The sequence below is a fragment of the Pseudodesulfovibrio sp. 5S69 genome (assembly GCF_037094465.1).
Taxonomy (GTDB): Bacteria; Desulfobacterota; Desulfovibrionia; order Desulfovibrionales; family Desulfovibrionaceae; genus Pseudodesulfovibrio; species Pseudodesulfovibrio methanolicus.
On sequence record NZ_CP146609.1, the window covers coordinates 25,234 to 49,246 of the forward strand.

The window sequence follows — 24,013 nt, forward strand, 5'->3', positions numbered from 1 at the left end:
CAAGGGATAGCACAAAGCGGGCCGGGCGTAAAAGGGACCGCTCCGGCCCCTTCCGGAACGGAAACACAACGGCGGAAGGCGTCACCCGGCGCGCACGGCTTCCCCGGCGTCGGGCCGCAGCTCCCGGTACCAGGCCGCGCCCACGGCCCAGCCCAGGACGGACACGCCGCACTGGACCGGAAGATGGAGCCACCGGGAATACAGTTCGGTGAACGGACTGAACGGGAAGCCGCTGAACAGGATATCGGACGGCAGCCGCCGCGCCGCCCACCACAACAGCGCGGTCAGGAACAGGGTCCCGGCGGCCGGGCGCGAAAGCTCCCAGGAGCGCCGGAAGGAGACGCGCTCCCCCGCGGCCGCGCCCGCCAGGGTGAACCCGAAACGGCCGAGCAGGTACAGCAGCGGCAGCGACCCCAGGTGGTATAGGAGGCGGTCCACAAAAAGACGGAATTTCCCCCGAACACCGGCTCGGCCAGCCACTGCACGCCCCAGCCGAGCAGCCCCCAGGCCTGGCCGAAGCAGACGTAATAGCAGAAGGCGTAGGGCAGGGCCCGCAGGAACCGGCGCGGAAAATCCGGCCCGAAAAAACCGCGCTCCCCCTCCCCGCGCAGCACCGCGCCCGCCACGACCACGACCAGGGCCAGGTCCAACAACGCCCCCAGGGCCGACCACGACCAGGCCACGGCATACAAGTACGCGCCGTCCAGCCGCGAAAGCGGCAGCAGCTTGAAGGCGAGAGTCCACATGTACAGGCAGGCCACGCCGACGACAAAGGGCAGCGGCTCGGCCCGCATCCGCCCGAGGGCCGTGCGCAGGACCCCGCCGATCCGGCGCTGGGCCGCCCGCCAGGCGTCCTCGGCGCGCAGGAACCAGGGGGAACCGGGCCTGCCGCCGGGTGTAAAAGCCACGGCTATTCGGCCTCGGGCAAATCCGCGTACGGCCCCACGCCCGAACCGGCGCGCGGGTCGGCGGCGGTTCCGGGAGCGCTTCCGGGCGCGAACCCGAAGGCCGGGCCGGAACCGGTATCGGGACCTGCCGCACGCAGGCGCAGCCGCTCGTACCAGATGGCGTTCATGACCAGCATGACGATCCAGGCGAACATGTCCAGGACAAACAGAAGCAGGACCGGGACGGCCAGGGCCGCGCCCGGCCGGCCGTCCGAAAAGGAGAGCGCGATGAACGCCTGGAAGGCCCCGCCCAGGACGAGGACCGGCAGGGCGACCAGCATCATGGACCAGAACATGCGCCAGGCATGCCCGCGGGTCATGGCCAGGGCCTCGCGCACCCGGACGACGACGCCCACGGCGGCGGCCGGGATCATGATCCCAAGGCGCAGCATGAGGGCCACCACAAGGGCGTAGGCCGCCACGCACACGAAGATGATCAACGGGATGGCCGTCGGCGACAGGCCCGCCCCATCCTGCGGGAAAAACATGTAAAGCAGCCCCCAGGCGGGCAGCATGAAGACGATCATGACCGCAAAGACGAGGCCCAAGATGATCAGCCCCCGGACGAAGACCCGGCCCATGGCAGGCCAGAACGGCCGCGGCAGGACCGTGCCCGGCCCGCGCTGCATGGTCACGGCCAGGTGGTTGGTGGTGGTCAGCAAGAACAGCATGCCCAGGATGTGCACGCAAAACGTCAGGAAAAACACCAGCCCGGCACCACGCGACACCGCGGTGGACACCATGCCCACGGCCAGGGGCGCCATGCCGACCAGCAGCAGGCCCCAAAACGTCCACTTCCGTCTCCAGCTCAGAACCACGGCCTGCTTGGCCACGGCAACGGGCGAAATCTTGTCCGACATGCACACCTACCTTATGATTTCAAGCCAGTGACCCACCTCCACATCCTCCGGCGCGGTGGCCGAGAGCTGGGCGAGACAAGCGGAACAACCCGAGAGGACCACGTCCGCGCCCTCAAGCGCGTCCCAGCATTGGCGGTTGACCGGCTCGGTCAGGCCGGGTGCGGCCAGACGCATGACCCCGCCGAAGCCGCAGCACTGCGCATCCGTGGCTCGGATGAGCCGGTCGCCCAGGACCTCGCGCAGAAAAGCCCGGTCCGGGTCGTCCGCCCCGGCGTGACACGGATGATGATATCCCAACCGTTCCGGCACGTTGTCCGCTATCACGAATTCGATACCGCGTACAGCAACCGACAGCGGCAGTAGGGAATCCGCCCATTGCGCGGCCTCGGCCTCGGACGCGAAACAGTCGTAGGCCCTGAGCCCGGCCAGGCAGGAGGCGCAGAAGACCGTGATGCGCGGGCGGCCCGCCTTACGCCAGACCGCCACGTTGCGCTCGGCCATGGCCGTGGACTCGTCCGTGAACCCGGCCCCCTTGAGGCCCGAGCCGCAGCAGGCGAAATCGCCCGGCAGGACCTCGGCCCCGAGGCCGTCGAGCAGGCGCAGGGCGGCCATGAGCCAGCGGCCCTGGACGTAGTTGGCCGTGCAGCCCGCGAACAGGAGCAGTTTCTCGCCGCGGAGGGTATCCGGAAAGGTCTTGGGCGTCAGGAAGGGGTCGAGGCCCGGCCCGCCGGTCATGCCCGCGAGCATTTTGAGCATGGGGCCGAGCCTTTCGGTGCGGAACCGCTCGGGCACCAGCCCGGCGGCCTTGGCGCTCGGCGACCAGAGCTGCCGGGCGCGGGTCAGCCAAGTCTTCCACAGCCAGGACTTGAAATTCGGGTGTGCCGCGCGCAGGGCGGCCACCAGGCCGGGAACGTCCTGGCCCTGGGAGCAGACCTCGCGGCACCGGCCGCAGCCCAGGCAGAGCCCGGCCAGCCTGGCGGCATCGGTCTCGGACAGCTTGGCCGGGTCCTCGGCCAGAACCCGGCAGAGGTCGGACTTGGAACGCGGGCCGAGCTCCTCGCGCCCGGTGGCGCGCAGCAGCGGACAGACCTGGAGGCACTTGCCGCACAGGATGCAATGGGAAACATGTTGGGTGATGCTGTCGGACATGGCCTAGGTCCTACCCGCGTCCGCCCCCCTTGGCAACCGGCCGGAACGGCGGCGGGAAACGCACTCCCCCCTCAATACAGGGGTGGAAGCACGGCCTCCGCCGCCATGCTCACGACAACGGCCCACAAGTAACTCGCCAGCGTGCCGACCAGGACGTATTCCGCCCGCTCCCGGTCCGCGGAATCCTTGATTTCGCCGAACCGGAGGATGGATTTGGCCACCACCAGGAACCCGATGCCCTCCCAATGGCCGCCCAGAATGAAGATCAGGATAAACAGCCGCTCCAGGATGCCTATCCACTTGCCGGCGTTCTTGCGGCCCCGGAGCCCGTCGTCCCTGTCCGGTTGCGGGTCTTCGGCGGCATCGCTCGCGGCTTCCCCGCCCTTGCCGGCGTCCCAGATCCCGATCATCGTCTTGACCGCTATGGAACCGGGGATGCCGACCAGCAGGAGCCCGCATCCCCAGACGCGCACGGGAACGGAGCCGAGGGTGGCTTGCCAGAGGGGGGCCAGCCAGGACGGCAGCGGCCCACCCGAGGGAGCCCACCACACCAGCCCGCCGATCACGGCCAGGTGCAGGGCCTGGTCCGCCAGCAGCCATCGGGTCCCGCCTTTGCCGAAACGCGCCTTGAGACCGTCCAGGGCCCAATGGCTGGCGGCCGTGACGGCGAATACGCGGACGGGATCCAATGCCCCCCAACCCAGGAGCGCGGCGAGCCCCCCGGCCACCGCCGCGTGCAGGGCCAGGACGCCGGAACCGAATCCGCCGTCTTCCTTGGCCTTGACCCACCCGTCGGGCTGGAACAGGAAATCCGTGGCAAGATGCGCCAGGAGCAGGCCGAGAAGCGCTTGTTCAGGATCAGTCATGGGGGTGCTCCTCCCCGGAGACCAGCTCCCGGACCGACCGCTCGTAATATTCGATGAACTTCTCCACGGCCCAGAAGCCCGAGGCCGCGAGATGCTTGTGCGCGGTCGACTGACCGATGCCCATCAACTCGCCGATCCGCGTCTCCGTCCCGCACTCCTGCAGGGCGAACCCGGCGGCCCGGCTCTGCCGGTCGGTCCAGCCGGATGCCAGGGCATCGAACAGCGCGCACTGCGGGACCATGGCCCGATTGAACGGCTCCCATGGCGTCCGTACCGCCAGGCGTCTCTTCTCCGCCACCTTGACCGACAACTCGTCCACGCCCCTTCCGGACAGCAGGAACGCCTCGCCGCGGCTCTGGCCGGGGCTTTCGCCCAGCGCATCGACGCGGCCCACGCCCACGCCCATGCGCACGTCGAGCTTTTTTTCGCCCCACCCGCGGAACTCCGCCAGCAGGCTCATCCTGATATGCAGGGCCACCCGGAGAGCGCCTTCCGGCGTGACCACGCCCTGAAAACCGTCGCCCCGGTACACGGCGAAATCCCGCACCATGCCGCTTCGGTTGGCGAGGGCAACCTCGTTCAGCACCCGCGACAACGTCTCCTGGACCCGCCCCGGTTCCCTGGCGCTGGTGGAACTGACGACGTCACCCGTCACCACGCCGATACAATCCATTGATTCGTGCACAGCCCCTCCGCAATCGCCTTGAAAGGCGATAACAGCCGTTAATCGCCCTAAGAGGCGATAATCGAAATTAATAGTCTTGAGACGCCATAATTATCGACAATAGCCTTGAAAGGCGATAATTGCAATTAATAGCCTCAAAAGGCGATAAACGGTGTGGTGCTGCCGGGCCGCCTACCACCCCTTGCCGGGATTCATGATCTCGTTGGGGTCGAAGACGCGGCGCACGGCGTCCATGTAGTGGAGCTGGTCCGCACCGAGCTGTTCGGGCACGAAGGAGGCCTTGGTCAGGCCGGTGCCGTGCTCCCCCGAGATGGTCCCGCCCAGTTCCACGGCGGCCCGGAAGAGGCGTTCCTTGACCCGGTGGGCGGCCTGGACCTCCTCGGGACGGCTCGCGTCGTGCATGATGTTGGTGTGGATGTTGCCGTCGCCCAGGTGGCCGTAGCAGAGCACGGGCAGCCCGGCGTCGGCCCCGGCCCGCTGCGCGAGGTCGACCAGCTCGGGCACGCGGCCGCGCGGCACGGCCAGGTCCTCGGAGAGCTTGTTCGGCCGCAGCCGGTAGGAGCCGGGCGAGATGTCGCGGCGCGCGGCCCAGACAGCCTCCTCGGCTGCGCCCTCGCCCACCTCGACCGAGACCGGGCGCACGGGCGCGAGGGCCTGCTTCAGCCGCTCGATCTCGGAGGCCACGCCCTCGGCCGTGCCGTCGAACTTGAAGAGCAGCGCGGCCTGCGCCTCCTTGGCCAGGGGGATGTCCCCGCCCATGCGCACGGCCTTGATGGTGGTGGCGTCCATGAACTCGCAGGCGCAGGGCAACAGCCCGGCCCCGAACACGGCCTTGGCCCCGTCCATGGAGGCGGCCAGGTCGGGGAAGCCCACCAGGACCGAACTCGCGGTCTCGGGCAGGGGGATGAGCTTGACCGTGGCCCGGGTGATCAGCCCGAGTTTGCCGTCCGCGCCGACGAAGAGGCGCTTCAGGTCCAGGCCGACCACGTCCTTTTGCGAGCGCCCGCCCATGGTCAGCACCTTGCCGCCGGGCAGCACGGCCTCGATGCCGAGCACCCAGTCGCGGGTCACGCCGTACTTGACGGCCCGCAACCCGCCCGCGCAGGTGGAGATATTCCCGCCCATGGTCGAAATCTTCACGCTGGCCGGGTCCGGGGGATAGAACAGCCCTTTTTCGGCGCAGGCCGCCTGGAAGTCCGAAGTGATCACTCCCGGCTCCACCTCGGCGGCAAAGTCCCGCTCGTCGATGTCGAGGATGCGGTTCATGCGCAGCAGGGAGACGGTCACGCCGTGCAGGATCGGCACGGTGTTGCCCACCTGGCCCGTGGCCCTGGCCCTGGGATACAAGGGCATGCGCTCGGCGTCGGCCCAGCGCAGAAGTTCGGCCGCCTGCTCGCGGCTCTCGGGCCGGACCACGGCCCACGGCATGGACCGCTCGCGGCTGGCGTCGGTCGAAAAGGCGTTGAGCTGCTCGGTCGCGAGCACGCACCCGTCGCCGGGGAACAGATCGGTCAGAAACGCCCGGTGGGCGTCGGTCAGAGACTTGGCGTATTGCGGCATGGGGCGAACCTACGAGGGCGGCCTCCGGCTGTCAATGGCCGGAGCCCGCCCCCGCGTGCCCCGCCCGCGCTACGAACCGTTCCGCTTGAGATAGGCGTCGATGCGCGTCTGCACGTTGCGTTGCAGGTTGCGGTACCAGAAGGCGTAGTCGAACTTGTGCAGTACGCCCGGCGGGAAGTGGCCGAGGACCAGCTTGTCCGGCGGCACGGTCTCCAGGGCCCCGTTTTCAAGGTTGATGCGCGCCCCGGCGTACTGCGGGACGATGCGCAGGACCTTGCCCTTGAAGTCGTCGAAGAAGACCGCACCCAGGTTCAGGTTCTTGTCGGCCATGGTGTCGTCGGTCTTCCAGTTGAGCGGGTTGATGGCGATGGCCCCCGGCCGCAGCACGGGCGACCCTGTGGCGCCGGGCTCCTGGGTATTCCAGGACACGACCACCCCGGTGTCGTCAGCCCCCTTGGCGGGCTTGATCCACGGGTACTTCCTCAGGTCCTCGCGGGTCACGGAATAGCCGATGAGGTAGGCGGCCACGAGCTTCTTTTGCAGGGCCGGGTCCTTGAACCGGCTGCGCAACAGGTCGAGCAGGACCACGGAGCCCTGGCTGTGCGCGGCCAGGATGAACGGGCGGCCCTGGTTGAGGAAGTTGAGGTAGTAGTCGAAGGCCCGGTGCACGTCGTCCGCCCCGATGCGGAAATAGCTGTTCAGGGTCATTTCCACGTTGGGGTCCAGCGCAGCGAAGGAGACCTGGCGATAATAGGGCGCGAACAGGTTGGCCGACTGCGAGTAGACCCCGGCCTGGGCCTTGAGCAGCCCCTGCACGTCGGCCCGCAGCGCCTGGTTGAACACGTCCATGTTCATGGGCGATTTGTCGGGGTAGATGGTCGGGTAGACGTAGAAGACGTCCACCGGCTTGTCCGGGCTGACCGGCAGCGAGGCCCAACTGACCAACTGGCTGTAGTCCGGACACCCGGGCAGACAGTCCACGGCGGCCTGGGCGGCGGGCGCTTTGGGCGTGGCTGCCGAAACAGGCCCGATCGCGAGCACACAGAACAGCAAAGAGAGAACGGCGGTACGAATCATGCGCATGGGCATCTCCTCAACGGTTTTTTTGTCTGCTTAGCAACTCGGGGGAAAAAGATAAAGCGCCTGCGCGGCCCGGCGTTGCAGAACGCGGTTTTAGGCCCGCGCTTGCGCGCCAGGGCTTTGGGGTGTCCGCCTGGCGGCGGGCTTTGGTGAATGCCGTAGAACGTCCGCGCATCCGCGTCCGGGTTGTGGTGGATCGCCTGGCGGCGGGCCTTGTTGAGCTCGGGGGATTGGCCGCGCATTCGCGTCGGAGCTTTTGGCTGTTCGCCTTACTTTTTGATTTCGCCTTTACGGCGACTTCCTTTTTTGCTGGCGCAGAAAAAAGGAAGCAAAAACTGCGCTGCGGTGCGGGCGCGCGGAAGCGGACCCAAGAGCCCGTAGGCGGCTTTCGCTGGCCGGATGGATGTCTGCTTCGCAGACGCGATCCAGCCTGCGCTTCGCCGCCGGGAACGGGCTCTAGGGTCCGCTTCCGATTGCTGTCCTGCGCTTGCGGGGAATGGATTGCCGCGAAAAGCCCGACGTAAGAAGTCGTACACCGATGATTGGCCGCGCATTCGCGTCCGGGTCGGGGTGGATCGCCTGGCGGCGGGCCTTGTTGCGCTCGGGGCAATGGCCGCGCATTCGCGTCGGGGCGTTTGGTTGTTCGCCTTACTTTTTGATTTCGCCTTTACGGCGACTTCCTTTTTTGCTGGCGCAGAAAAAAGGAAGCAAAAACTGCGCTGTGGTGCGAGCGCGGCGGAAGCGGACCCAAGAGCCCGTAGGCGGCTTTCGCTGGCCGGATGGATGTCTGCTGCGCAGACGCGATCCGGCCTGCGCTTCGCCGCCGGGGACGGGCTCTAGGGTTCGCTTCCGATTGCTGTCCTGCGTCTGTGGGGAATGGATTGCCGCGAAAAGCCCGACGTAAGAAGTCGTACACCGAGGATTGCCCGCGCATTGGCGATAAGGTTTGCGTGGGCCCCCTGGATATGGCTTGTTGTGCTCGATACATTGGCCGCGCATCCGCGTCCGGGTTGAGGTGGATCGCCTGGCGGCGGGCCTTGTTGAGCTCGGGGGGATGTCCGCGCATTCGCGTCCGGGTCGGGGTGGTTCGCCTGGCGGCGGGCCTTGTTGTGCGCGGTTAATTGACCGCGCATCCGCGTCCGGGCGTTTGGCTGTTCTCCTTACTTTTTGATTTCGCCTTTACGGCGACTTCCTTTTTTGCTGGCGCAGAAAAAAGGAAGCAAAAACTGCGCTGCGGTGCGAACGCGCGGAAGCGGACCCAAGAGCCCGTAGGCGGCTTTCGCTGGCCGGATGGATGTCTGCTTCGCAGACGCGATCCAGCCTGCGCTTCGCCGCCGGGGACGGGCTCTAGGGTTCGCTTCCGATTGCTGTCCTGCGCTTGCAGGGAGTGGGCTGCTGCGAATGGACTGGCGAAAGAGCCTGTGCGCCGGGAGTTTGGCCGCGCTTTGCGACAGACTGGATCGGCCTTCCACGTTCGGCTCGGCAAAAGGCCCGGCAGGGACTCACTACTGTGGCCATGGAGCGACTCGGACGCGAGCGTCCGACAGCGGCTCTCTCAGTCCCGCGCCGAAGCACGGTCCACCGCGTCCCGCCGCCACTCTTCATTTCGCCCAAACGAGCCCTTGATCGGGGGGGTTAGAAGCTGACGATTCGGGGCGGCGGCTCTTCGATTCGCAGCGAGCGCAGCGAGCCTCGAATCGGGAGCCGACCCGAATCGATCAGCTTCTTATCCCCCGATCTCCGGGCGGTCGCCCAACACTCCAAGGCCCTTTTTTTCGTCTATTTTTTTGGGCCAGCAAAAAAATGGACCCCGCCGGGAGGGCTGGGAGAATTGTGTGGGGCTTCAGCCCCGCACAGCGGCTCTCGGAGGCTGAAGGGGTGCAACCCCTTCACCGGCTCTCAGCGGTGCAACCGCGCATTTTATCCCACAAAAAAGCCGCCCCAAAGGGCGGCCTTCCTTTCCTCTTCTCTAATCCTCTTAAGGCACCGTCGAGGCCCTTCGACTACTCCCCCCCAACCTCTATCCAGGCGGTGTCGCCGCGCGAGCTCTCCAAACACGCCTCCATGAAGCGCACGCCCCGCAGCCCATCCTCCCCGGTAGGAAAATCCGGTGCCGCGCCCGTGGCGAGGGTGTCGCAGAACGACCGATAGAGGTTGGCGAACGCCAGCAGCCACCCCTCGGGGTGCCCGGCCGGGGTATGGGAATAGTCCATGGCCCCGGGCAGCAGGTCCGGCGTGCCGCGGGTGATGATCCGGGCGGGCTCGTTGAGCGGGGTGTAGCGCAGATGGTCCGGGTCCTCCTGGAACCACTCCAGACCGCCCCGGTCGCCGAAGACGCGCAGCTTCAGCCCGTTGACCGCACCGGTGGCCGCCTGGGAGTACCAGTACATCCCGCGCGCGCCGGTGTCGTATTCGGTCAGGATGACCCCGTTGTCGTCGAGCACGCGGCCCTCCACCAGGGAGTCGAGCCGGGCGGCCAGCCGGGTCAGTTCGAGGCCCGTAACGTGGGGCACCAGGTATTCGATGTGCGAGCCCACGTCGCCGAGCGACAGGGTCCCGCCGCCGCGCTCGGGGTCGGCCCGCCAGGACGCCTGGACGTGACCCGTGGTCTCGAGCGGCTCGGCCAGCCAGCCCTGGGGATACTCGCAGTTGACGAAGCGGACCTCGCCCACGTCGCCGCGCGCGATCATCTCGCGCATCTGCCGGACCATGGGGTAGCCCGCGTAGGTGTAGGTCACGGCCAGGACGAGCCGCCGCTCGCGGGCCAGTTCCACCAACTCGCGTGCCTGGGCCGAGGTATGGGTGAACGGCTTGTCGCACATGACGTTGATGCCGCTTTGCAGGCACGCCTTCACGTTGGGGTAGTGGGCCTCGTTGGAGGTGACCACCACCGCGAAATCGATGTCCCCGGCCTCAAGCCGGGCCAGCTCCTCGGGCGTGGCGTAGACCCGGTCCCCGTCCAGCCCGAGTTCCGCGCCCAGGACGCGGCTCTTCTCCAAGTCGCGGGAGAAACACCCCGCCACCAGCCGGGCCTGCCCGTTCAGGGCCAGGGCCCGCCGGTGCACACCGCCGACAAACGCGCCGGGGCCGCCGCCGATCATGGCATATCTCAGCATGGCTTCACCTCTTTTGCGAGTCAGCATACACCATGTTCCGCCGCCGGGGAACCCTGTGCCACGGTTCCGCTGGCCTCGCAAAACCGGCTGTGCTATCTCTCCAGGGCATGGGATTCTTCACGAAACTGCTGTCCGGCCAGCCGACGAACGACCGCGCCGGACACCGCGGCGCTTCGGGCGAAGCCGCGGCCGCGCGGTACCTCGAATCCAGGGGGTTCAAGGTCCTGGCGCGCAACTGGCGTTTCCGCCAGTGGGAGCTGGACCTGGTCTGCCGCGACCGGGACACCGTGGTCTTCGTGGAGGTCAAGACCCGGCGGGCCGGGTCCATGGCCGCGCCGGGCGAAGCCCTGACGCGCAAGAAGCAGGCGCGGCTGATCAAGGCGGCCGGACACTACCTGACCGCGTACGACCTGTGGGACGAGCCGTGCCGGTTCGACCTGGCCTCGGTCACGGACACGGGCCGGTCCCTGACCGTGGAACATGAAGAAAACGTTTTTCAACTGGACGGACAGAGAGCATGAGCGACACCGGCACCCTGTACGTGGTGGCCACCCCCCTGGGCAACACGGACGACCTGTCCCCCCGGGCGCGGGCTATTTTGATGGATGCGGACGTGGTCCTGGCCGAGGACACCCGGCGGGCCGGGCTGCTCTTCCAACGGTTGGGGCTGACCCGCCACGGCAGGCTGATCTCCTTTTTCGAGCACAACGAGGACAAGAAGCTGCCCAAGGTCCTGGACCAATTGGCCCAAGGGCTGAACGTGGCGCTCATCTCGGACGCGGGCACCCCGCTCTTGTCCGATCCCGGCTTCACCCTGGTCCGCGCCTGCCGCGACGAGGGCTACCGGGTCACGCCCGTGCCCGGCCCGTCCGCGCCGGTCACGGCCCTGTCCGCCTCCGGGCTGCCGCCCCTGCCCTACACCTTCCTGGGCTTCCCGCCGCGCAAGAAGCGCCAGACCGAAAGGCTGTTCCGGGCCCATCGCGACACCGGGGCCACCCTGGTCCTGTTCGAGCGCAAGACCCGCCTTGCGGGCACCCTGGCCATCGCCCGCGAGATACTCGGCGAGCGCGACTTCTGCGTGGCCCGCGAACTGACCAAGGAATACGAGGAATTCCTGCGCGGGAACCTCGGCGACCTGGAGTCCTTCGACTTCGAGCTTCGCGGCGAGCTGACCGTGATCATCGCGCCCGGGCAGGACGACGGCGAAGCGGACGAGGAGACCATCCTTGAACGCATCGCCGAAGAGACCGAGGCCGGGGCAAGCCCAAGGAGATCGCCCGGCGGGTGGCCGAGCGCAGCGAGGGCTGGACGGCCAAGGCGGTCTACGCCCTGATGCGGGATTGATTTCGGCGTGGCCGATATCCATAAAAAAAACCGGAAGGCCGGAAGCGGATTGATCCCCGCTCCCGGCCTTCCGGTCAATAACAGGCTGTGGCCCTGCTATGCGCCGTACAGGGCGTCCTTGTGGAAGAAACAATAAAAATCTTCCGACTCGGTGAACAGGGCGGGATGACGCCGTCCGAAACGGCGGGCATACCGGAGCGCGGTCGGGCAGCAGGCCTTTATCTTGGCGCCCACAATGGGACCGAGGCTCGCCATAAACGCCATCAGGGCGAAGAGAAACACTCCGTCCACGAAATAGAAATCGAATTCCATACTTGAACCCTCCGAAATTAGTTCTGTACTAACTATAAGCTCTTTTGGCGGCGAAGCAACCCCCCACGAAAATTCTTTTCTTCACATTCTCCCGTACGGCGGGGCTTTCCGGGCGACTTGACTTCTCCGGCCGCCTGACCCACAAAGCCCCCATGAGCCTCGATTCCATTGCCAGAAAGGCCCTTGACGGGGTCCTGCCCTCCGATGCGGAGATCATGTTCCTTATTGAACAAGCCCCGGAACGACTCCCCGAGCTCCTCGGCCACGCCCACAACGTGCGCACCGCCCGCCTGGGCAACGAGGTCGGCCTGTGCGCCATCGTCAACGCCAAGTCCGGGACCTGTTCCGAGGACTGCGCCTTCTGCGCCCAGTCCGGGCACCACGCGGCCAACAGTCCGGAATACCCCCTGCTCTCTGCGGACGAGATCGCGGCCGCCGCATCCCGCGCCCGGTCGGCGGGCGCGACCCGGTTCGGCATCGTGGCCTCGGGCAAGCTGGTCGGCGACCCCGACCTGGACGGCTTCGAAGCGGCCATCCGGCGCGTGGCCGGACTGGGCATGATCCCGGACCTGTCGCCGGGCATCCTGGAGCGCGATCAGCTCGTCCGGCTGAAGAAGGCGGGGCTGCGCGGCTACCACCACAACCTGGAGACCTCGGCCACGCACTTCCCCAGAATGTGCACCACCCACCGCTACGAGGAAGACGTGGACGCGGTCCGGGCCGGGCTGGACGCCGGACTGTACGTTTGCTCGGGCGGCATCTTCGGCATCGGCGAGACCTGGGACGACCGGGTGGAACTGGCCCTGCTCCTGCGCGAACTCGGGGTCCCGTCCGTGCCCATGAATTTCCTGACGCCCATCCCGGGCACCCCGCTCGAAGGGCGCGCCCCGCTCCCGCCCGAGGAGGCGCTGACCATCGTCGCCCTGTACCGCTTCCTGCTCCCGGACCGCCAACTGCGCATCTGCGGCGGGCGGCCCACGGTCTTCGGACCCGAACGGCAGCATGAGCTGCTGACCGCCGGGGCCAGCGGCCTGATGGTCGGGGATTATCTGACCACCAAGGGCGGGGACGCGGCCTCGGACCTCAAGGACATCCGCCGGGCCGGACTGGTCCCGGCAAAGGAGTGACCCCCATGGCCGACGACAACCCGCACGGGAACGCCCTGCCCCGATCTCCCCTGGCCGACCTGCACCGGCTGGTCTGGACCGCGCTCATGGCCGCGCTCATCGGGGCCGGGGCCTACCTCATCGTGCCCATCGGCCCGGTGCCGGTATCCATGCAGCCGTTCTTCATCTTTCTGGCAGGGTACCTGCTCGGCCCCCGGCACGCGGTCCTGGCCATGGGTCTCTACCTCCTGGCCGGGGTCATCGGCCTGCCCGTGTTCGCGGGCGGCAAGTCCGGGCTCGGCTACCTGCTCGGCCCCACGGGCGGCTACCTGATCGGTTTCTTGGGCACGGCCCTGATCTGCGGACTAGCCCGGACCCGCGAGGGCGGGCTGCCGTGGCTGCGCGGCGTACTCGCCGGGCTGGCCGCCGTGGGGCTGGCCTACGTGACCGGCGCGGCCTGGCTCAAATACGTCCTCACCCTGACCTGGACCAAGGCCGTGGCCGCGGGCGTACTGCCCTTCATCCCCTGGGACACCCTCAAGGTCGTGGTCGCCCTGGCCTGTGCCCGGCACATGGTCCGGCTGGGCCTGACGCCCGGCCGCCGGTAAGTGCAAACCCCCGTACCCACTGGACAGACGTGACCGTCTGTGCTTTGATGCGCTCCCGTCAATAACCTGTTAGGATGCGCGCAATGAACACCCCCCCGCCGACTGACAACGACCGCCTGCCCCGGACCGCGCCGGTCTTCTGCTCGCCCGGTTCCGACACGGGACGGCCATGACGGCTCACGGCATCTCCCATATGCGCGCCGACACCCGGACGGTGGCCTTCCTGCGCAGCTTCCTGCGCTGCTACCTGACCGGCGCGGCCTTCAACACGCGCGGCATGCAGAACATCGGGCTGATGTACGCCATGCTGCCGGGTCTTCAGGCCATCCACGAGGACCCCAAGGACCTCCGGGCGGCGCTCAAGCGGTACGCCCGCCACTACCAGTCGCACCCGTTCTGGACCCCGTGCATGGTCGGCATCCTGCTCAACGTGGAGACGACCATCAACGCGGGCCACTTCCCGCCGCGCATGCTGGGCAAGGTCAAGGACACCACCAGCTACACCCTGTCCGCCATCGGCGACTCGGTCTTCGCGGGCAGCGCGCTCATCTTCTGGGCGTTGTCGACCATCTGCCTGCTCCTGACCGGCTACCCGGCACTGGCCTTTGTCCTGGGACTGATCTTCTTCCTGGGGCTGCAGGCCTTCCGGGCCTATACCTTCGTCTGCGGGGTCAAGCAGGGCTTCCGCTTCCTGGAGAAGCTCCGGCGCTGGGACCTGATCAACTGGGGCACCAAGGTCAAGTACGCCAACGCGGCCCTGCTCCTGTGGCTGTGGACGCTCATCTGGCCGCGGCCGTACGACTGGTGGGAGTTCGCGGTCGGGCTGTCCGCACTCATGCTCTTTGGCCGTTATGTGCGCACCGGCCTGCTCTCGCGCGTGCTGGCGGTGGCCGTTTTCGTGGGCCTCATCGAATTTTTCCCCTGGGTGGAGACCCTGGCCAAAAACGCTTTTGGCTTGTGATTTCCCTCCCGATCAGACATAAACACGACTTGGAAAGCAGGTTTTGCTATGATGGATGAAAGCACCATGACCGACGAGACTCCGGGATACCTGTCCAGGAAGGTGGTCGTCTCCTCGGAGAACGGGTTGCACGCCCGGCCCGCCGGACGGCTGGCCCAGGAGGCCCAGACCTTCGACTCGGAGATATCCCTGGTCGTCGACGACCAGGCGGTGGACGCCAAGTCCATCCTCGACATCCTGACCCTGGCCGCCGGTCCGGGCCACATGGTGGAACTGCGCGCCCGGGGCGCGGACGCCGAGGCCGCGCTGGACCGGCTTGAGGCACTGTTCCTGAACAAATTCGAAGGGGCATAAATGGCTGACTCGACCCTCACGGGCATACCGGTTGCCACCGGCATTGCCATCGGCAAGGCCTTTTTCGTCAACCGGAACCACATGGCGAACCTGCCCCGGCAGATCGTCGCCGCCGAGGACATGCCCGCGGAGATCGAGCGCCTCCACGCCGCCTTCAAATCCGTGGAGACGGAGCTGGCCGCCATCCGCGAGCAGGTCCCGGAGGAGCTCAAGAGCCACGGGTCGCTCATCGACACCCACCTGATGATGCTCAAGGACCCGAAGCTGTCCGGGTCCGCCGAAAAATACATCGAGACCCTGGGCCTGAACGCGGCCTGGGCCCTGGAAAAGGCCGTGTCCGACCAGGAGGCCGCCTTCGAGGCCATCAAGGACCAGTACATCCGCGAGCGCATGCAGGACGTGCGCGTGGTCGCGGAAAAGGTCCAGACCAAGCTGATGGGCGTGAAGACCGACCTGGCCTCCATCTCGGGCCGGGCCATCATCATGGCCCACGACCTGACCCCGGCGGACACCGTCGAGCTCCAGGTGGACAAGATCATGGCCTTTGCCACCGTGCGCGGCGGCAAGACCTCGCACACGGGCATCATGGCCCGGTCGCTGGGCATCCCCGCCCTGGTCGGCGTGGGCCGCCTCGAAGAGGTCCACGACGGCGACCTGGTGGTCATCGACGGGCTGACCGGCAAGATCGTGGTCAACCCCACCGAGACCGAGCTGGCCGAATACAACGAGCGCGCCGCCCTGTTCGAGGACTACACCCGCAAGATCCGCCGCCACTGCCACCTGCCCGCCGAGACCTTCGACGGCTCCCGCGTCATGGTCCAGGCCAACATCGAGTTGGTCGAGGAGGTGACCGCCGTGCTGGACAACGGCGGCGAGGGCGTGGGCCTGTACCGCACGGAGTACGCCTATCTCAACCGGACCACCCTGCCCACCGAGGACGAACTGGCCGAGAAGTACATCGACCTGGCCGCGATCATGTCCCCGCGCAAGGTGGTCTTCCGCACGCTGGACCTGGGCAGCGACAAGTTCATCTCCACCTTCGGCGAGCTCAACGAGACCAACCCGGCCATGGGGCTGCGGGCCATCCGCTTCTGCCTCAAGTATCCCCAACTGTTCAAAACCCAGCTACGGGCCATTCTGCGCGCCTCGGCCTATGGCAACGTCTCGCTCATGTTCCCCATGATCTCGGGCGTGAAGGAGGTCCGCCAGGCCAAGGCGTGGCTGGCCCAGGCCAAGGCCGAGCTCAGGCGCGAGGGCGTGGACTACGACCCGGACATGCCGCTGGGGACCATGATCGAACTGCCCGCGGCCGTGATGATCGCCGAGTTCCTGGCCCACGAGGTGGACTTCTTCTCCATCGGGACCAACGACCTGATCCAGTATTCCATCGGCGTGGACCGGACCAACCGGCACGTGTCCTACCTGTATCAGCCCCTGCACCCGGCCACCCTGCGGGCCATCAAATTGGTGGTTGACGCCGCGCACCAGGCGGGCATAGAAGTGTCGCTCTGCGGCGAGGTGGCGTCGGACCCGTTCTGCGTGCCCATCCTGCTCGGCATGGGCATCGACTCCATCTCCATGACCCCGCAGGCCATTCCCGGCATCAAGCGGATCATCCGGCAGACCAACATGCACGACTGCCGACTGCTCCTCAAGGACGTCCTGGAGTGCCGCACGGTCAGCCGCATCAACAACCTGGTGATGGACAACATCTTCAAGCATTTCCCGGAAGAAGTGACCTTCTTCTCCTCGCTGCTCGAAAACGACGAGCTGCCCAGCTAACATCATGGCCAAGAAAAAGAACAAGACCACCTCGCCCGACACCATCGCGGTCAACAAGCAGGCCCGCCGCCTCTACGAGATCCTCGAGACCTTCGAGGCGGGCATCTCCCTGGTCGGCTCCGAGGTCAAATCCCTGCGCGCGGGCCAGGTCTCGTTCAAGGACGGCTACGTCTCCTTCCGCCAGGGCTCGGCCTTCCTGGTGGGCGTGCACATCGCCCCCTACGAGAAGACCGGGACCTACGACCAGCACGACCCGGAACGCGCCCGCCGCCTGCTCCTGCACCGGCAGGAGATCGCCACCCTCCAGGCCAAGACCGAGCAGAAGGGGCTGTCCGTGGTGCCCATGAAGATGTACTTCAGCCGCGGCAAGGTGAAGGTCCAACTCGGCCTGGGACGCGGCAAGAACGTCCATTCCAAGAAGCAGGACCTCAAGGACCGCGACATCGCGAGAGATACGCAGCGCCAGTTGGCGGCGTACAAATAGGATCCGCCTCCGGGCCTCCCCCGCCCCCCATTCCTTTTTCCCACCCAACGTGGTTGTACCCGCATCGGCAGGATCGCGGCTTGCGGTTGAGCCTGTCCTTCGCCCGTCTGCGGACGGCGCGGGCGCGCCCGGCGACACGGGACAAGGGGAACGGACTCCGTCGGCGCACCCGTCGCGAAGCGGGGCCCGAAGCCGTTCAAATGGATCTCGGAGGCCGCCCTAGAACAGACTTCCCTGGACCTGGGGCGTTTCCTCGGGTTTGACCTTCCTGAAGGTCAGGCGGTGCATGCGGCAGGGGCCGAGCTTTTGGATGGCCTCGACGTGGATCTTGGTCCCGTAGCCCATGTGTTTGGACAGGCCGTAGCCGGGGTAGCGCCCGGCAATATGCACCATCAGGCGATCGCGGAAGGTCTTGGCCAGGATGGAGGCGGCGGATATGGCCGGGACCTTGCCGTCGCCCTGGACCACGCACTCCTGGGGGATGTCGCGCTCAAGCGCGTAGTTCGGAATGAGTTTGTCGCCGTCGATGCGCAGGAAGCGCGGCTCCGCCTTCATGGCCCGCACGGCCCGGCCCATGGCCCGGAAGGTGGCCTGCAGAATGTTGATCTGGTCGATCTCCCACGGCCAGGCCACGCCCAGCCCCCAGGCCACGGCCTGCTCCCGGATAAGCGGATACAGCGTCTCACGCTTGCCCGCGGTCAGTTTCTTGGAGTCGTTCAGCCCCGGCAGGTCATACTCGACCGGCAAAATACACGCCCCGGCCACCACCGGCCCGGCCAGACACCCCCGCCCGGCCTCGTCCACGCCCGCGATCTCGGTCGCCGAGTAACTCCGTCCGCCAAACAACAACACCTGCGACATCAAAAACCTCCAGCCCACCTTGTGCCCCAATCCACTCAGAAAAACCACACCCTCAACCCAGAAAAGCCCGGAGTGTCGCTAGACACTCCGGGCATATATATCCATGTAACACCGGGTAATTTTTTGGAGAGGTGGTGAGATGCGGCGACGCGAGCGGAAGCCGGGGCCGAAGCGTATTCCAATACGCGAGGGTCCGGATTTCGCGAGCGGCGTCGCAGATCGCCGCCTATCCGAAAAATTATTCCCAGATCTGCTTGGACTTGATGCGGGCGGCCTTACCGCGCAGATTGCGCAGGTAGTAGATGCGGCTCCGGCGAACCTTGCCCTCGGAGACCACTTCCACGCGGTCGATGTAGGGGGAGTTCATGGGGAACACGCGCTCCACGCCGATACCGTCGGAAATCTTGCGCACGGTGAAGGTGGAGTTGGTGGTGCCGCGGCGACGGCGCAGGACCGCGCCCTGGAAGACCTGGATGCGCTCTTTCTCGCCCTCGATGATCCGGTAGTGCACCTTGACGGTGTCGCCGGCCTTGAACTCGGGGATATCCAAGCGGATGTGTTCGGCTTCGATTTTCTTGATGATGTCCATGGTATGCTCCTTAAAAATTATAGAGTGCTGGACGATGGGCCCGTGGCCGTCATCCGCCTCTAGTACTCATCCGCGATCAGTCGGTCGACGATGATGGCGACCGCGCTTCTGACCGAAAGATGGTTGTAGTCATCCAAATACCGAAGCGGCCGTACAATGCCGTCCGTCTTGGAGAGGACTTCTTCCGCCAGACCGTGTCCGGTACCAAATATCAATAATACCGGAGAGTTGGCGAGCCAGCTTCGCACTTCGCCAAAGGTCAGGGCGGGCTGGGCTTGCTTGCGGCGATCCAGTCTTGCTGAGGTGGCCGCGAGGCGGGGACATTGCCCTGTTTGGGCCTCGATGTCAAGGACCGCACCTTCGATATCGTCAAAAACCTTGACCTTGGAAAAGGCCTCGGCCCGGTCCGGATTGGCCTGGGCGCCCGCGCCCTCGCGCCAGTGGCCGAGCAGCTTCTCGGCCAGGGCCTTCTGGTCCTCGATGGGAGTGGTGGCGTAGAACCCGCCGAGCCCGTAGCTGCGGGCCACGCGGGCCATGTCGTGCAGGTCCAGGTTGGTCACGGACACGGCCACCTTCTCGCCGAACTTGTTGACCACCGGGTAGTGGCACAGGGCGATGTACAGGTTGCGGCCCAGCCGCGTACGCGGCAGGGTGCGCAGAAAGTCGATGTCCTCCACGGTCAGGCCCGCCGTGGGCAGCACGTCCGGCCGGTCGCGCAGGGTGGCGGTCAGGGACTGCTCCCTTCGCCAGGCCGCGATCTTGCCGTGGTCGCCGGAACGCAGGACCTCGGGCACGGTCAGCCCGTCGAAGTCCTCGGGCCGGGTGTAGTGCGGATATTCGAGCAGCCCGGCGGAAAAGGATTCCTCGTCGCCGGAGTCCTCGTGGCCCATGAAGCCGGGCAGCAGCCGGGCCACGGACTCCACCAGACAGACCGCGGCCGCCTCGCCGCCGTTGAGCACGAAGTCGCCGACCGAGACCAGTTCGATGGGATAGAGGTCGAGCAGCCGCTCGTCGATGCCCTCGTAGCGGCCGCAGATGACGGTCACGTCCTCTTCAAGGGAGAGCTCGCGGGCCATGGCCTGGTTGAGCGGCTTGCCTCGCGGGGAGAGCATCAGGATGCGCCCCTTGGACCCGATGGAGTCGAGCGCCTTGATCATGGGGTCGAGCTTGAGGAGCATGCCCGGCCCGCCGCCGAAGGGGCGGTCGTCCACGGACTTGTGCACCCCGCCCGCGAACTGGCGGACGTCGACATAGTCCAGGCCGACCAGCCCGGTCTCCACGGCCTTGGACATGAGCCCGCTGTCCAGCGGGGATGCGAAGAAGTGCGGGAAGATGGAGACGAGGTGGAAATTCATGAGGCCTGCTTCCTGGGGCGCGGGGGACGGCGCTTCTTCTTTTTGGGCGGGTCGGGGTTGAGGTAGAGGTCCAGCAGCCCCTCGGGCGGTTCGACGACGATGGTCTCCGCGTCCAGGTCCACGTCCAGGACGAACTCGGGCACGGCGGGCAGCAGAATCTCCGCGCCCGCGCCGTTCTCGATGACCCAGGTGTCCTGCTCGCCGGTCTCGTAAAAGCCCTTGAGCTCGCCCACCTCGGTGCCGTCCTCAAGGACCACCCGGCAGCCCATCATCTGGTAGAGGTAGTGCTCGTCGCCGTCGAGCTCGGGCAGGTCGGCCTCGCGGACCAGAATCTCCCGGCCGCGCAGGGCCTCGGCCTGGTCGCGGTCGGTGATCTGCGGCGAGGTCATCAGGACGAGGTCCTTGTGCTCGCGCCAGGAGGTCACCTCAAGGGGCTTGGGGCGTCCCTTGGCGGCCGACAGGTACAGCGGCACGCCGTCGAAAAGGGTCGGGGAGTCCGCATAACTTTTTATGCCGAACTCCCCTCGAATTCCGTGCGCCTTGACCACCCCGCCCACGGGGATGAAACCGGGCTCTTCTTTCATGGGCCACCGTTGGTTGCTGCAAAAGACCGGGGCCGCCGCGCGGGGCTTGCCCGCACGCCGGTCCAGGATCGTTCGCGTCTCGCCTCGGGCCGCTGGGGCCCTCACGCGGACGTGCAAATGTTCAGCCGTTCGCCAAAGGAAAGGGCTACTCGAGAATCTCCAGGACGGAGCGTTTCCGCGCCTTGGTGGAGGCGGCCCCGAGCAGCGTGCGCATGGCTCTCGCCGTGCGGCCCTGCTTGCCGATGACCTTGCCCAGGTCTTCCTTGGCCACCTTCAGTTCGATAACCGAGGTCTGCTCGCCTTCGACTTCAGAAACTTGCACTTCGTCCGGGTTGTCCACCAGGGACTTGGCAATGTACTCAATCATCTCTTTCAACATGACGTCACCTCCGGTGCAGGCGCGTCGCCGCGCGCCATGAATATGAGCTGCCAAACGTGGTCCGGACCCTGCAGGCCGGGTCGACGAGACCCGCCTGTGAAAAAGCGCGAGCTACTTGCCGGCTTTCTTCAGCAGAGAACGAACCGTGTTGCTGGGCTCCGCGCCCTTTTCCAACCACTTTTCGATCTTCTCCATGTCCAGCGCGATCTCGTTCGGCTCGACCATGGGGTTGTAGTGCCCGAGGAATTCGACGGGGCGTCCATCGCGGCGGGTGGCGCCGTCGAGGGCCACGACACGGTAGAAGGGACGCTTCTTGGAACCCATCCGGGTCAGTCTGATTTTCATTGCCATGGTTCTTATACTCCCAATAGTTGATTAATACGTTTTTGCCTACTTTATGGCAAGTTTTATCACTTGCAGGACATAAAGTCCCGGTCACTTACTTTTTCCGATTCTTCTTATTCTTCTTTTTGTTCAGCTTTTTCTTCTTGCGCTCTTTGAGCGTCTTCTTGGAGACGGTCCGCTGGGGAGCTTCCTCCTCCATGCCGGGCATCCCGGGCATGCCGGGCATTCCGGGCATGCCGCCGCCCAGCGCGCTCATGTCGGGCATGCCGCCCCCGCCCAGGCCGGGCAGCTTGGGCAGGCCGAACTTGCCCTTCTTCTTTTTGCCGCCGCCCATCATGGACTGCATGACCTTGCTCATCTGCTTGAAATTCTTGATGAGCGCGTTGACGTCCGCGACCTTCACGCCCGAGCCCCGGGCGATGCGGTCCTTGCGGCTCGCGTTCTTGAGCAAGTCGGGCTGGCGGCGCTCCTTCAGGGTCATGGCGGAGATGATCGCCTCGGTGCGCTTCATCTCGTCCTCGGGCAGGGCATTGTCGCCGAGCTGCTTCATGATGTTGCCCATGCCGGGAATCATCTTGAGCAGCCCTTCCATGGACCCGAGCTTCTTGAGCTTCTTCATGTGGCCCAGGAAGTCCTCGAAATCGAACTCGGCCTTGGCCATCTTCTCGGCCATGGCCTTGGCCTCGTCCTCGTCGATCTGGCTCTGGGCCTTCTCGATGAGGGTCATCATGTCGCCCATGCCGAGGATGCGCGAAGCGATGCGGTCCGGGTGGAAGAGCTCCAGGTCGGACAGCTTCTCGCCCACGCCCACGAACTTGACGGAACGGCCGGTCACGGTCTTGATGGACAGGGCCGCGCCGCCTCGGGCGTCGCCGTCCATCTTGGTCAGGACCACGCCGGTGATGCCGAGCTTCTCGTTGAAGCTCTCGGCCACGGTCACGGCGTCCTGGCCGGTCATGGCGTCGGCCACGAACAAAATTTCCTGCGGCTCGCACTCGCGCTTGATGTTCGCCAGCTCGTCCATCAACGTCTCGTCTATGTGCAGGCGGCCCGCGGTGTCGAACAGGATCAGGTCGCAGCCGAGTTCCTCGGCCTTGGCCATGGCGTCCTTGCAGATGTCCACCGGATTCATGTCCGTGGTGGACGGGTAGACCGGCACGTCGAGCTGCCGGGCCAGGGTGTTCAACTGGTCGATGGCCGCCGGGCGGTAGACGTCGGCGGGCACCAGGTACGGCTTCTTGCCGTGCTGCTTGCGCAAAAACAGCGCGATCTTGCCCGAGGAGGTGGTCTTGCCCGAGCCCTGCAGGCCGACCATCATCAGCTTGAGCGGCCTGGCCTTGAGGTCCAGGTCCTGCTGCTCGCCGCCGAGCAGCTCGATGAGCTCCTCGTTGACGATCTTGATGAAGTGCTGGCCGGGTTCGAGCCCCTTGAGGACCTCATCGCCCAGGGCGCGCTCCTTGACCTGATCGACGAACTGCTTGACCACCTTGAAGTTGACGTCGGCCTCCAGGAGCGCGAGACGCACCTCCCTCAGACCCTCCTTGATATTGTTCTCATCAAGGGTCTTTTTGCCGCCCAACTTGGAGAAGGTGGCGCCGAGTCTTTCTTGCAGGCTCTCGAACAACGGATCAACTCCCTGGAATTACTAAATTTATTCTTTTTACCTGCGCGAAGACCACCGTCCATCGCGGGCAAAGAGGACGTTTGTTAAGCCAGATTCCCCGGATAGTCAAGGGCGGCGGGGGATGGCTCCCGGCGGTGTTCCCTTGCCACGAGGACGCATTTGCCGCACCGGGGCGCTGAGCATACCCGGTTGCTCCGCCTTTCGCCACCCCGCCGCAAAACCGCCTCCCGAGTTGCGCGTGGACCGGGAATGTGCGAATAATCCATGGCATATGACGCACCACAGGGAACCGCTCTTCGTCCAAGTCTGGCTGACCCACTTCGTGCCCTGCTTCTTTGCCGGGGCCGTGCTCCTGCTCACGGCCGGCAGGCTGCCCCTGCCGCGGCTGCTCCCGGACGGCGCGGCCGCCGACCCGCTCCGGTCCGCGCTCAACGGCGCGGCCGTGGCCCTGATCACCCTGCTCTACCACCGCTGGCGGAACCGGCGCATCCAACGCTACTGGCCGGACGCCGTGGCCATATACACCGGCATCCGGCTGCGCCGGGCGGTCCTGGTCGGCTTCCTGGCCGGGGCGGCGGACATCCTGCTGACCCTGAACGAGTGGGGCGTCCTCTTCCTGGCGGCCCTGATCCTGTCCGTGCTGGGCTGGAACCTGCGCGCCTTCGCCCTGCGCGCCCTGACCCTGCTGCGGCCCCACGGCCGGATCACCTGGGCCGACGTGAACGAGCTGCTGCGCATCTACCTGGCCACCCTGATCGGCTTCACCCTGGTCAACGCGGCCCTGGACGGGCTGCACGTCCTGGCCGGGAACCCGCCGCCGTTCAATTTCATGGCCGGGGGCGGCGAGCCCTTTCTCAACGCCCTGTACTACACGGTGGTGACCATGACCACGCTCGGCTTCGGCGACATCGTGCCGCGCACCTGGGACGGCAAGGTCCTGCTGATCATCCAGAGCCTGCTCAGCTACTTCATGTTCGCCATCATGGTCGGCATCATCACCCGCGGCGTGACCGGGGCCGGGGGCAGGGACAAGGACTAGCCCCCGCCTTGTGCACCCCCTGT

The 24,013-nt window shown here is 66.2% G+C and carries 25 protein-coding genes and 1 pseudogene; 9 read left to right on the forward strand and 17 right to left on the reverse strand.

The window, feature by feature from the left end; genetic code table 11:
• Positions 1-81 precede the first annotated feature (81 nt).
• The 9 genes from V8V93_RS00140 to V8V93_RS00180 form a co-directional block, all read right to left on the reverse strand.
• Positions 82-276 carry a hypothetical protein gene (locus V8V93_RS00140; RefSeq protein WP_338668317.1) on the reverse strand — a complete coding sequence of 65 codons (195 nt, stop codon included), beginning with the start codon at positions 274-276 and terminating at the stop codon, positions 82-84.
• 8 nt (positions 277-284) lie between these two features.
• A complete protein-coding gene (locus tag V8V93_RS00145) occupies positions 285-908 on the reverse strand; it encodes a hypothetical protein (protein WP_338668318.1) in 624 nt (207 codons plus the stop codon).
• A gap of 2 nt (positions 909-910) precedes the next feature.
• Positions 911-1,807, reverse strand: coding sequence for a hypothetical protein (locus tag V8V93_RS00150; protein WP_338668319.1), 897 nt, complete (start codon positions 1,805-1,807; stop codon positions 911-913).
• Positions 1,808-1,813: 6 nt separating this feature from the next.
• Entirely contained in the window at positions 1,814-2,956 is a 1,143-nt protein-coding gene (locus V8V93_RS00155) for a (Fe-S)-binding protein (RefSeq protein WP_338668320.1), read from the reverse strand.
• 71 nt (positions 2,957-3,027) lie between these two features.
• Positions 3,028-3,822: a DUF3307 domain-containing protein gene (locus V8V93_RS00160; RefSeq protein WP_338668321.1), complete on the reverse strand. Its 795-nt coding sequence runs from the start codon at positions 3,820-3,822 to the stop codon at positions 3,028-3,030.
• Positions 3,815-4,507 carry a SatD family protein gene (locus V8V93_RS00165; RefSeq protein ID WP_338668322.1) on the reverse strand — a complete coding sequence of 231 codons (693 nt, stop codon included), beginning with the start codon at positions 4,505-4,507 and terminating at the stop codon, positions 3,815-3,817. Before V8V93_RS00165 ends, V8V93_RS00160 begins: the two co-directional genes overlap by 8 nt.
• Before the next feature lie 171 nt (positions 4,508-4,678).
• A complete protein-coding gene (locus V8V93_RS00170; RefSeq protein ID WP_338668323.1) occupies positions 4,679-6,067 on the reverse strand; it encodes an FAD-binding oxidoreductase in 1,389 nt (462 codons plus the stop codon).
• A gap of 69 nt (positions 6,068-6,136) precedes the next feature.
• Positions 6,137-7,150, reverse strand: a complete 1,014-nt coding sequence (locus V8V93_RS00175; protein ID WP_338668324.1) for a DUF3089 domain-containing protein — start codon at positions 7,148-7,150, stop codon at positions 6,137-6,139.
• A 2,000-nt stretch (positions 7,151-9,150) separates the two neighbouring features.
• Entirely contained in the window at positions 9,151-10,263 is a 1,113-nt protein-coding gene (locus V8V93_RS00180) for a Gfo/Idh/MocA family protein (RefSeq protein ID WP_338668325.1), read from the reverse strand.
• Positions 10,264-10,370: 107 nt separating this feature from the next.
• Between V8V93_RS00180 and V8V93_RS00185 the strand changes: the two genes are divergently transcribed.
• Both V8V93_RS00185 and rsmI read left to right on the forward strand, forming a co-directional pair.
• Entirely contained in the window at positions 10,371-10,784 is a 414-nt protein-coding gene (locus tag V8V93_RS00185) for a YraN family protein (protein WP_338668326.1), read from the forward strand.
• Positions 10,781-11,607: pseudogene (gene rsmI / locus V8V93_RS00190) on the forward strand (16S rRNA (cytidine(1402)-2'-O)-methyltransferase). The gene V8V93_RS00185 and the pseudogene rsmI overlap by 4 nt, the downstream one beginning before the upstream one ends.
• Positions 11,608-11,703: 96 nt before the next feature.
• On the opposite strand, the gene V8V93_RS00195 reads toward rsmI, so the two are convergent.
• Positions 11,704-11,919 carry a hypothetical protein gene (locus V8V93_RS00195; RefSeq protein ID WP_338668327.1) on the reverse strand — a complete coding sequence of 72 codons (216 nt, stop codon included), beginning with the start codon at positions 11,917-11,919 and terminating at the stop codon, positions 11,704-11,706.
• Positions 11,920-12,071: 152 nt separating this feature from the next.
• On the opposite strand from V8V93_RS00195, the gene bioB reads away from it, so the two are divergent.
• The 6 genes from bioB (at position 12,072) to smpB (ending at position 17,214) form a co-directional block, all read left to right on the forward strand.
• Positions 12,072-13,046 carry a biotin synthase BioB gene (bioB, locus tag V8V93_RS00200; protein WP_338668328.1) on the forward strand — a complete coding sequence of 325 codons (975 nt, stop codon included), beginning with the start codon at positions 12,072-12,074 and terminating at the stop codon, positions 13,044-13,046.
• Between the two features lie 5 nt (positions 13,047-13,051).
• Entirely contained in the window at positions 13,052-13,633 is a 582-nt protein-coding gene (locus V8V93_RS00205; RefSeq protein ID WP_338668329.1) for a biotin transporter BioY, read from the forward strand.
• Between the two features lie 169 nt (positions 13,634-13,802).
• A complete protein-coding gene (locus V8V93_RS00210; protein WP_338668331.1) occupies positions 13,803-14,594 on the forward strand; it encodes a PTS system mannose/fructose/sorbose family transporter subunit IID in 792 nt (263 codons plus the stop codon).
• Positions 14,595-14,642: 48 nt separating this feature from the next.
• Positions 14,643-14,948: an HPr family phosphocarrier protein gene (locus tag V8V93_RS00215; protein ID WP_338668332.1), complete on the forward strand. Its 306-nt coding sequence runs from the start codon at positions 14,643-14,645 to the stop codon at positions 14,946-14,948.
• Positions 14,949-16,730, forward strand: coding sequence for a phosphoenolpyruvate--protein phosphotransferase (gene ptsP, locus V8V93_RS00220; protein WP_338668333.1), 1,782 nt, complete (start codon positions 14,949-14,951; stop codon positions 16,728-16,730).
• Positions 16,731-16,734: 4 nt separating this feature from the next.
• Complete coding sequence (smpB, locus tag V8V93_RS00225) at positions 16,735-17,214, forward strand: SsrA-binding protein SmpB (RefSeq protein WP_338668334.1); 480 nt, start codon at positions 16,735-16,737, stop codon at positions 17,212-17,214.
• Positions 17,215-17,433: 219 nt separating this feature from the next.
• On the opposite strand, the gene V8V93_RS00230 is transcribed toward smpB, so the two are convergent.
• The 7 genes from V8V93_RS00230 to ffh all read right to left on the reverse strand — a co-directional run bounded on the left by V8V93_RS00230 (position 17,434) and on the right by ffh (position 22,951).
• Complete coding sequence (locus tag V8V93_RS00230; protein ID WP_338668335.1) at positions 17,434-18,075, reverse strand: ribonuclease HII; 642 nt, start codon at positions 18,073-18,075, stop codon at positions 17,434-17,436.
• A gap of 238 nt (positions 18,076-18,313) precedes the next feature.
• Complete coding sequence (rplS, locus tag V8V93_RS00235; protein WP_071544970.1) at positions 18,314-18,664, reverse strand: 50S ribosomal protein L19; 351 nt, start codon at positions 18,662-18,664, stop codon at positions 18,314-18,316.
• 59 nt (positions 18,665-18,723) lie between these two features.
• On the reverse strand, positions 18,724-20,019 hold the full coding sequence (trmD, locus tag V8V93_RS00240) for a tRNA (guanosine(37)-N1)-methyltransferase TrmD (protein ID WP_338668336.1): 1,296 nt from the start codon (positions 20,017-20,019) through the stop codon (positions 18,724-18,726).
• A complete protein-coding gene (gene rimM, locus V8V93_RS00245; protein ID WP_338668337.1) occupies positions 20,016-20,603 on the reverse strand; it encodes a ribosome maturation factor RimM in 588 nt (195 codons plus the stop codon). The genes trmD and rimM overlap by 4 nt, the downstream gene beginning before the upstream one ends.
• A gap of 145 nt (positions 20,604-20,748) precedes the next feature.
• Positions 20,749-20,982 (reverse strand): KH domain-containing protein, encoded by a 234-nt coding sequence (locus V8V93_RS00250; protein ID WP_014323320.1) that lies wholly within the window; start codon positions 20,980-20,982, stop codon positions 20,749-20,751.
• A gap of 111 nt (positions 20,983-21,093) precedes the next feature.
• On the reverse strand, positions 21,094-21,333 hold the full coding sequence (gene rpsP, locus V8V93_RS00255) for a 30S ribosomal protein S16 (RefSeq protein WP_338668338.1): 240 nt from the start codon (positions 21,331-21,333) through the stop codon (positions 21,094-21,096).
• A gap of 88 nt (positions 21,334-21,421) precedes the next feature.
• Positions 21,422-22,951 carry a signal recognition particle protein gene (gene ffh / locus V8V93_RS00260; protein WP_338668339.1) on the reverse strand — a complete coding sequence of 510 codons (1,530 nt, stop codon included), beginning with the start codon at positions 22,949-22,951 and terminating at the stop codon, positions 21,422-21,424.
• Between the two features lie 271 nt (positions 22,952-23,222).
• Between ffh and V8V93_RS00265 the strand changes: the two genes are divergently transcribed.
• On the forward strand, positions 23,223-23,990 hold the full coding sequence (locus V8V93_RS00265) for a potassium channel family protein (RefSeq protein WP_338668340.1): 768 nt from the start codon (positions 23,223-23,225) through the stop codon (positions 23,988-23,990).
• Positions 23,991-24,013 lie beyond the last annotated feature (23 nt).

What these genes read in the sequence shown, in the direction of transcription:
- trmD (WP_338668336.1), bottom strand. Translation starts at nt 20,019, where the DNA reads ATGAATTTCCACCTCGTCTCCATCTTCCCGCACTTCTTCGCATCCCCG.
- V8V93_RS00150 (WP_338668319.1), bottom strand. Translation starts at nt 1,807, where the DNA reads ATGTCGGACAAGATTTCGCCCGTTGCCGTGGCCAAGCAGGCCGTGGTT.
- V8V93_RS00210 (WP_338668331.1), top strand. Translation starts at nt 13,803, where the DNA reads ATGACGGCTCACGGCATCTCCCATATGCGCGCCGACACCCGGACGGTG.
- rpsP (WP_338668338.1), bottom strand. Translation starts at nt 21,333, where the DNA reads ATGGCAATGAAAATCAGACTGACCCGGATGGGTTCCAAGAAGCGTCCC.
- V8V93_RS00205 (WP_338668329.1), top strand. Translation starts at nt 13,052, where the DNA reads ATGGCCGACGACAACCCGCACGGGAACGCCCTGCCCCGATCTCCCCTG.
- V8V93_RS00170 (WP_338668323.1), bottom strand. Translation starts at nt 6,067, where the DNA reads ATGCCGCAATACGCCAAGTCTCTGACCGACGCCCACCGGGCGTTTCTG.
- V8V93_RS00160 (WP_338668321.1), bottom strand. Translation starts at nt 3,822, where the DNA reads ATGACTGATCCTGAACAAGCGCTTCTCGGCCTGCTCCTGGCGCATCTT.
- bioB (WP_338668328.1), top strand. Translation starts at nt 12,072, where the DNA reads ATGAGCCTCGATTCCATTGCCAGAAAGGCCCTTGACGGGGTCCTGCCC.
- rimM (WP_338668337.1), bottom strand. Translation starts at nt 20,603, where the DNA reads ATGAAAGAAGAGCCCGGTTTCATCCCCGTGGGCGGGGTGGTCAAGGCG.
- V8V93_RS00230 (WP_338668335.1), bottom strand. Translation starts at nt 18,075, where the DNA reads ATGTCGCAGGTGTTGTTGTTTGGCGGACGGAGTTACTCGGCGACCGAG.
- V8V93_RS00175 (WP_338668324.1), bottom strand. Translation starts at nt 7,150, where the DNA reads ATGCGCATGATTCGTACCGCCGTTCTCTCTTTGCTGTTCTGTGTGCTC.
- V8V93_RS00195 (WP_338668327.1), bottom strand. Translation starts at nt 11,919, where the DNA reads ATGGAATTCGATTTCTATTTCGTGGACGGAGTGTTTCTCTTCGCCCTG.
- V8V93_RS00180 (WP_338668325.1), bottom strand. Translation starts at nt 10,263, where the DNA reads ATGCTGAGATATGCCATGATCGGCGGCGGCCCCGGCGCGTTTGTCGGC.
- V8V93_RS00215 (WP_338668332.1), top strand. Translation starts at nt 14,643, where the DNA reads ATGATGGATGAAAGCACCATGACCGACGAGACTCCGGGATACCTGTCC.
- V8V93_RS00250 (WP_014323320.1), bottom strand. Translation starts at nt 20,982, where the DNA reads ATGTTGAAAGAGATGATTGAGTACATTGCCAAGTCCCTGGTGGACAAC.
- V8V93_RS00185 (WP_338668326.1), top strand. Translation starts at nt 10,371, where the DNA reads ATGGGATTCTTCACGAAACTGCTGTCCGGCCAGCCGACGAACGACCGC.
- V8V93_RS00155 (WP_338668320.1), bottom strand. Translation starts at nt 2,956, where the DNA reads ATGTCCGACAGCATCACCCAACATGTTTCCCATTGCATCCTGTGCGGC.
- ptsP (WP_338668333.1), top strand. Translation starts at nt 14,949, where the DNA reads ATGGCTGACTCGACCCTCACGGGCATACCGGTTGCCACCGGCATTGCC.
- smpB (WP_338668334.1), top strand. Translation starts at nt 16,735, where the DNA reads ATGGCCAAGAAAAAGAACAAGACCACCTCGCCCGACACCATCGCGGTC.
- rplS (WP_071544970.1), bottom strand. Translation starts at nt 18,664, where the DNA reads ATGGACATCATCAAGAAAATCGAAGCCGAACACATCCGCTTGGATATC.
- V8V93_RS00265 (WP_338668340.1), top strand. Translation starts at nt 23,223, where the DNA reads ATGACGCACCACAGGGAACCGCTCTTCGTCCAAGTCTGGCTGACCCAC.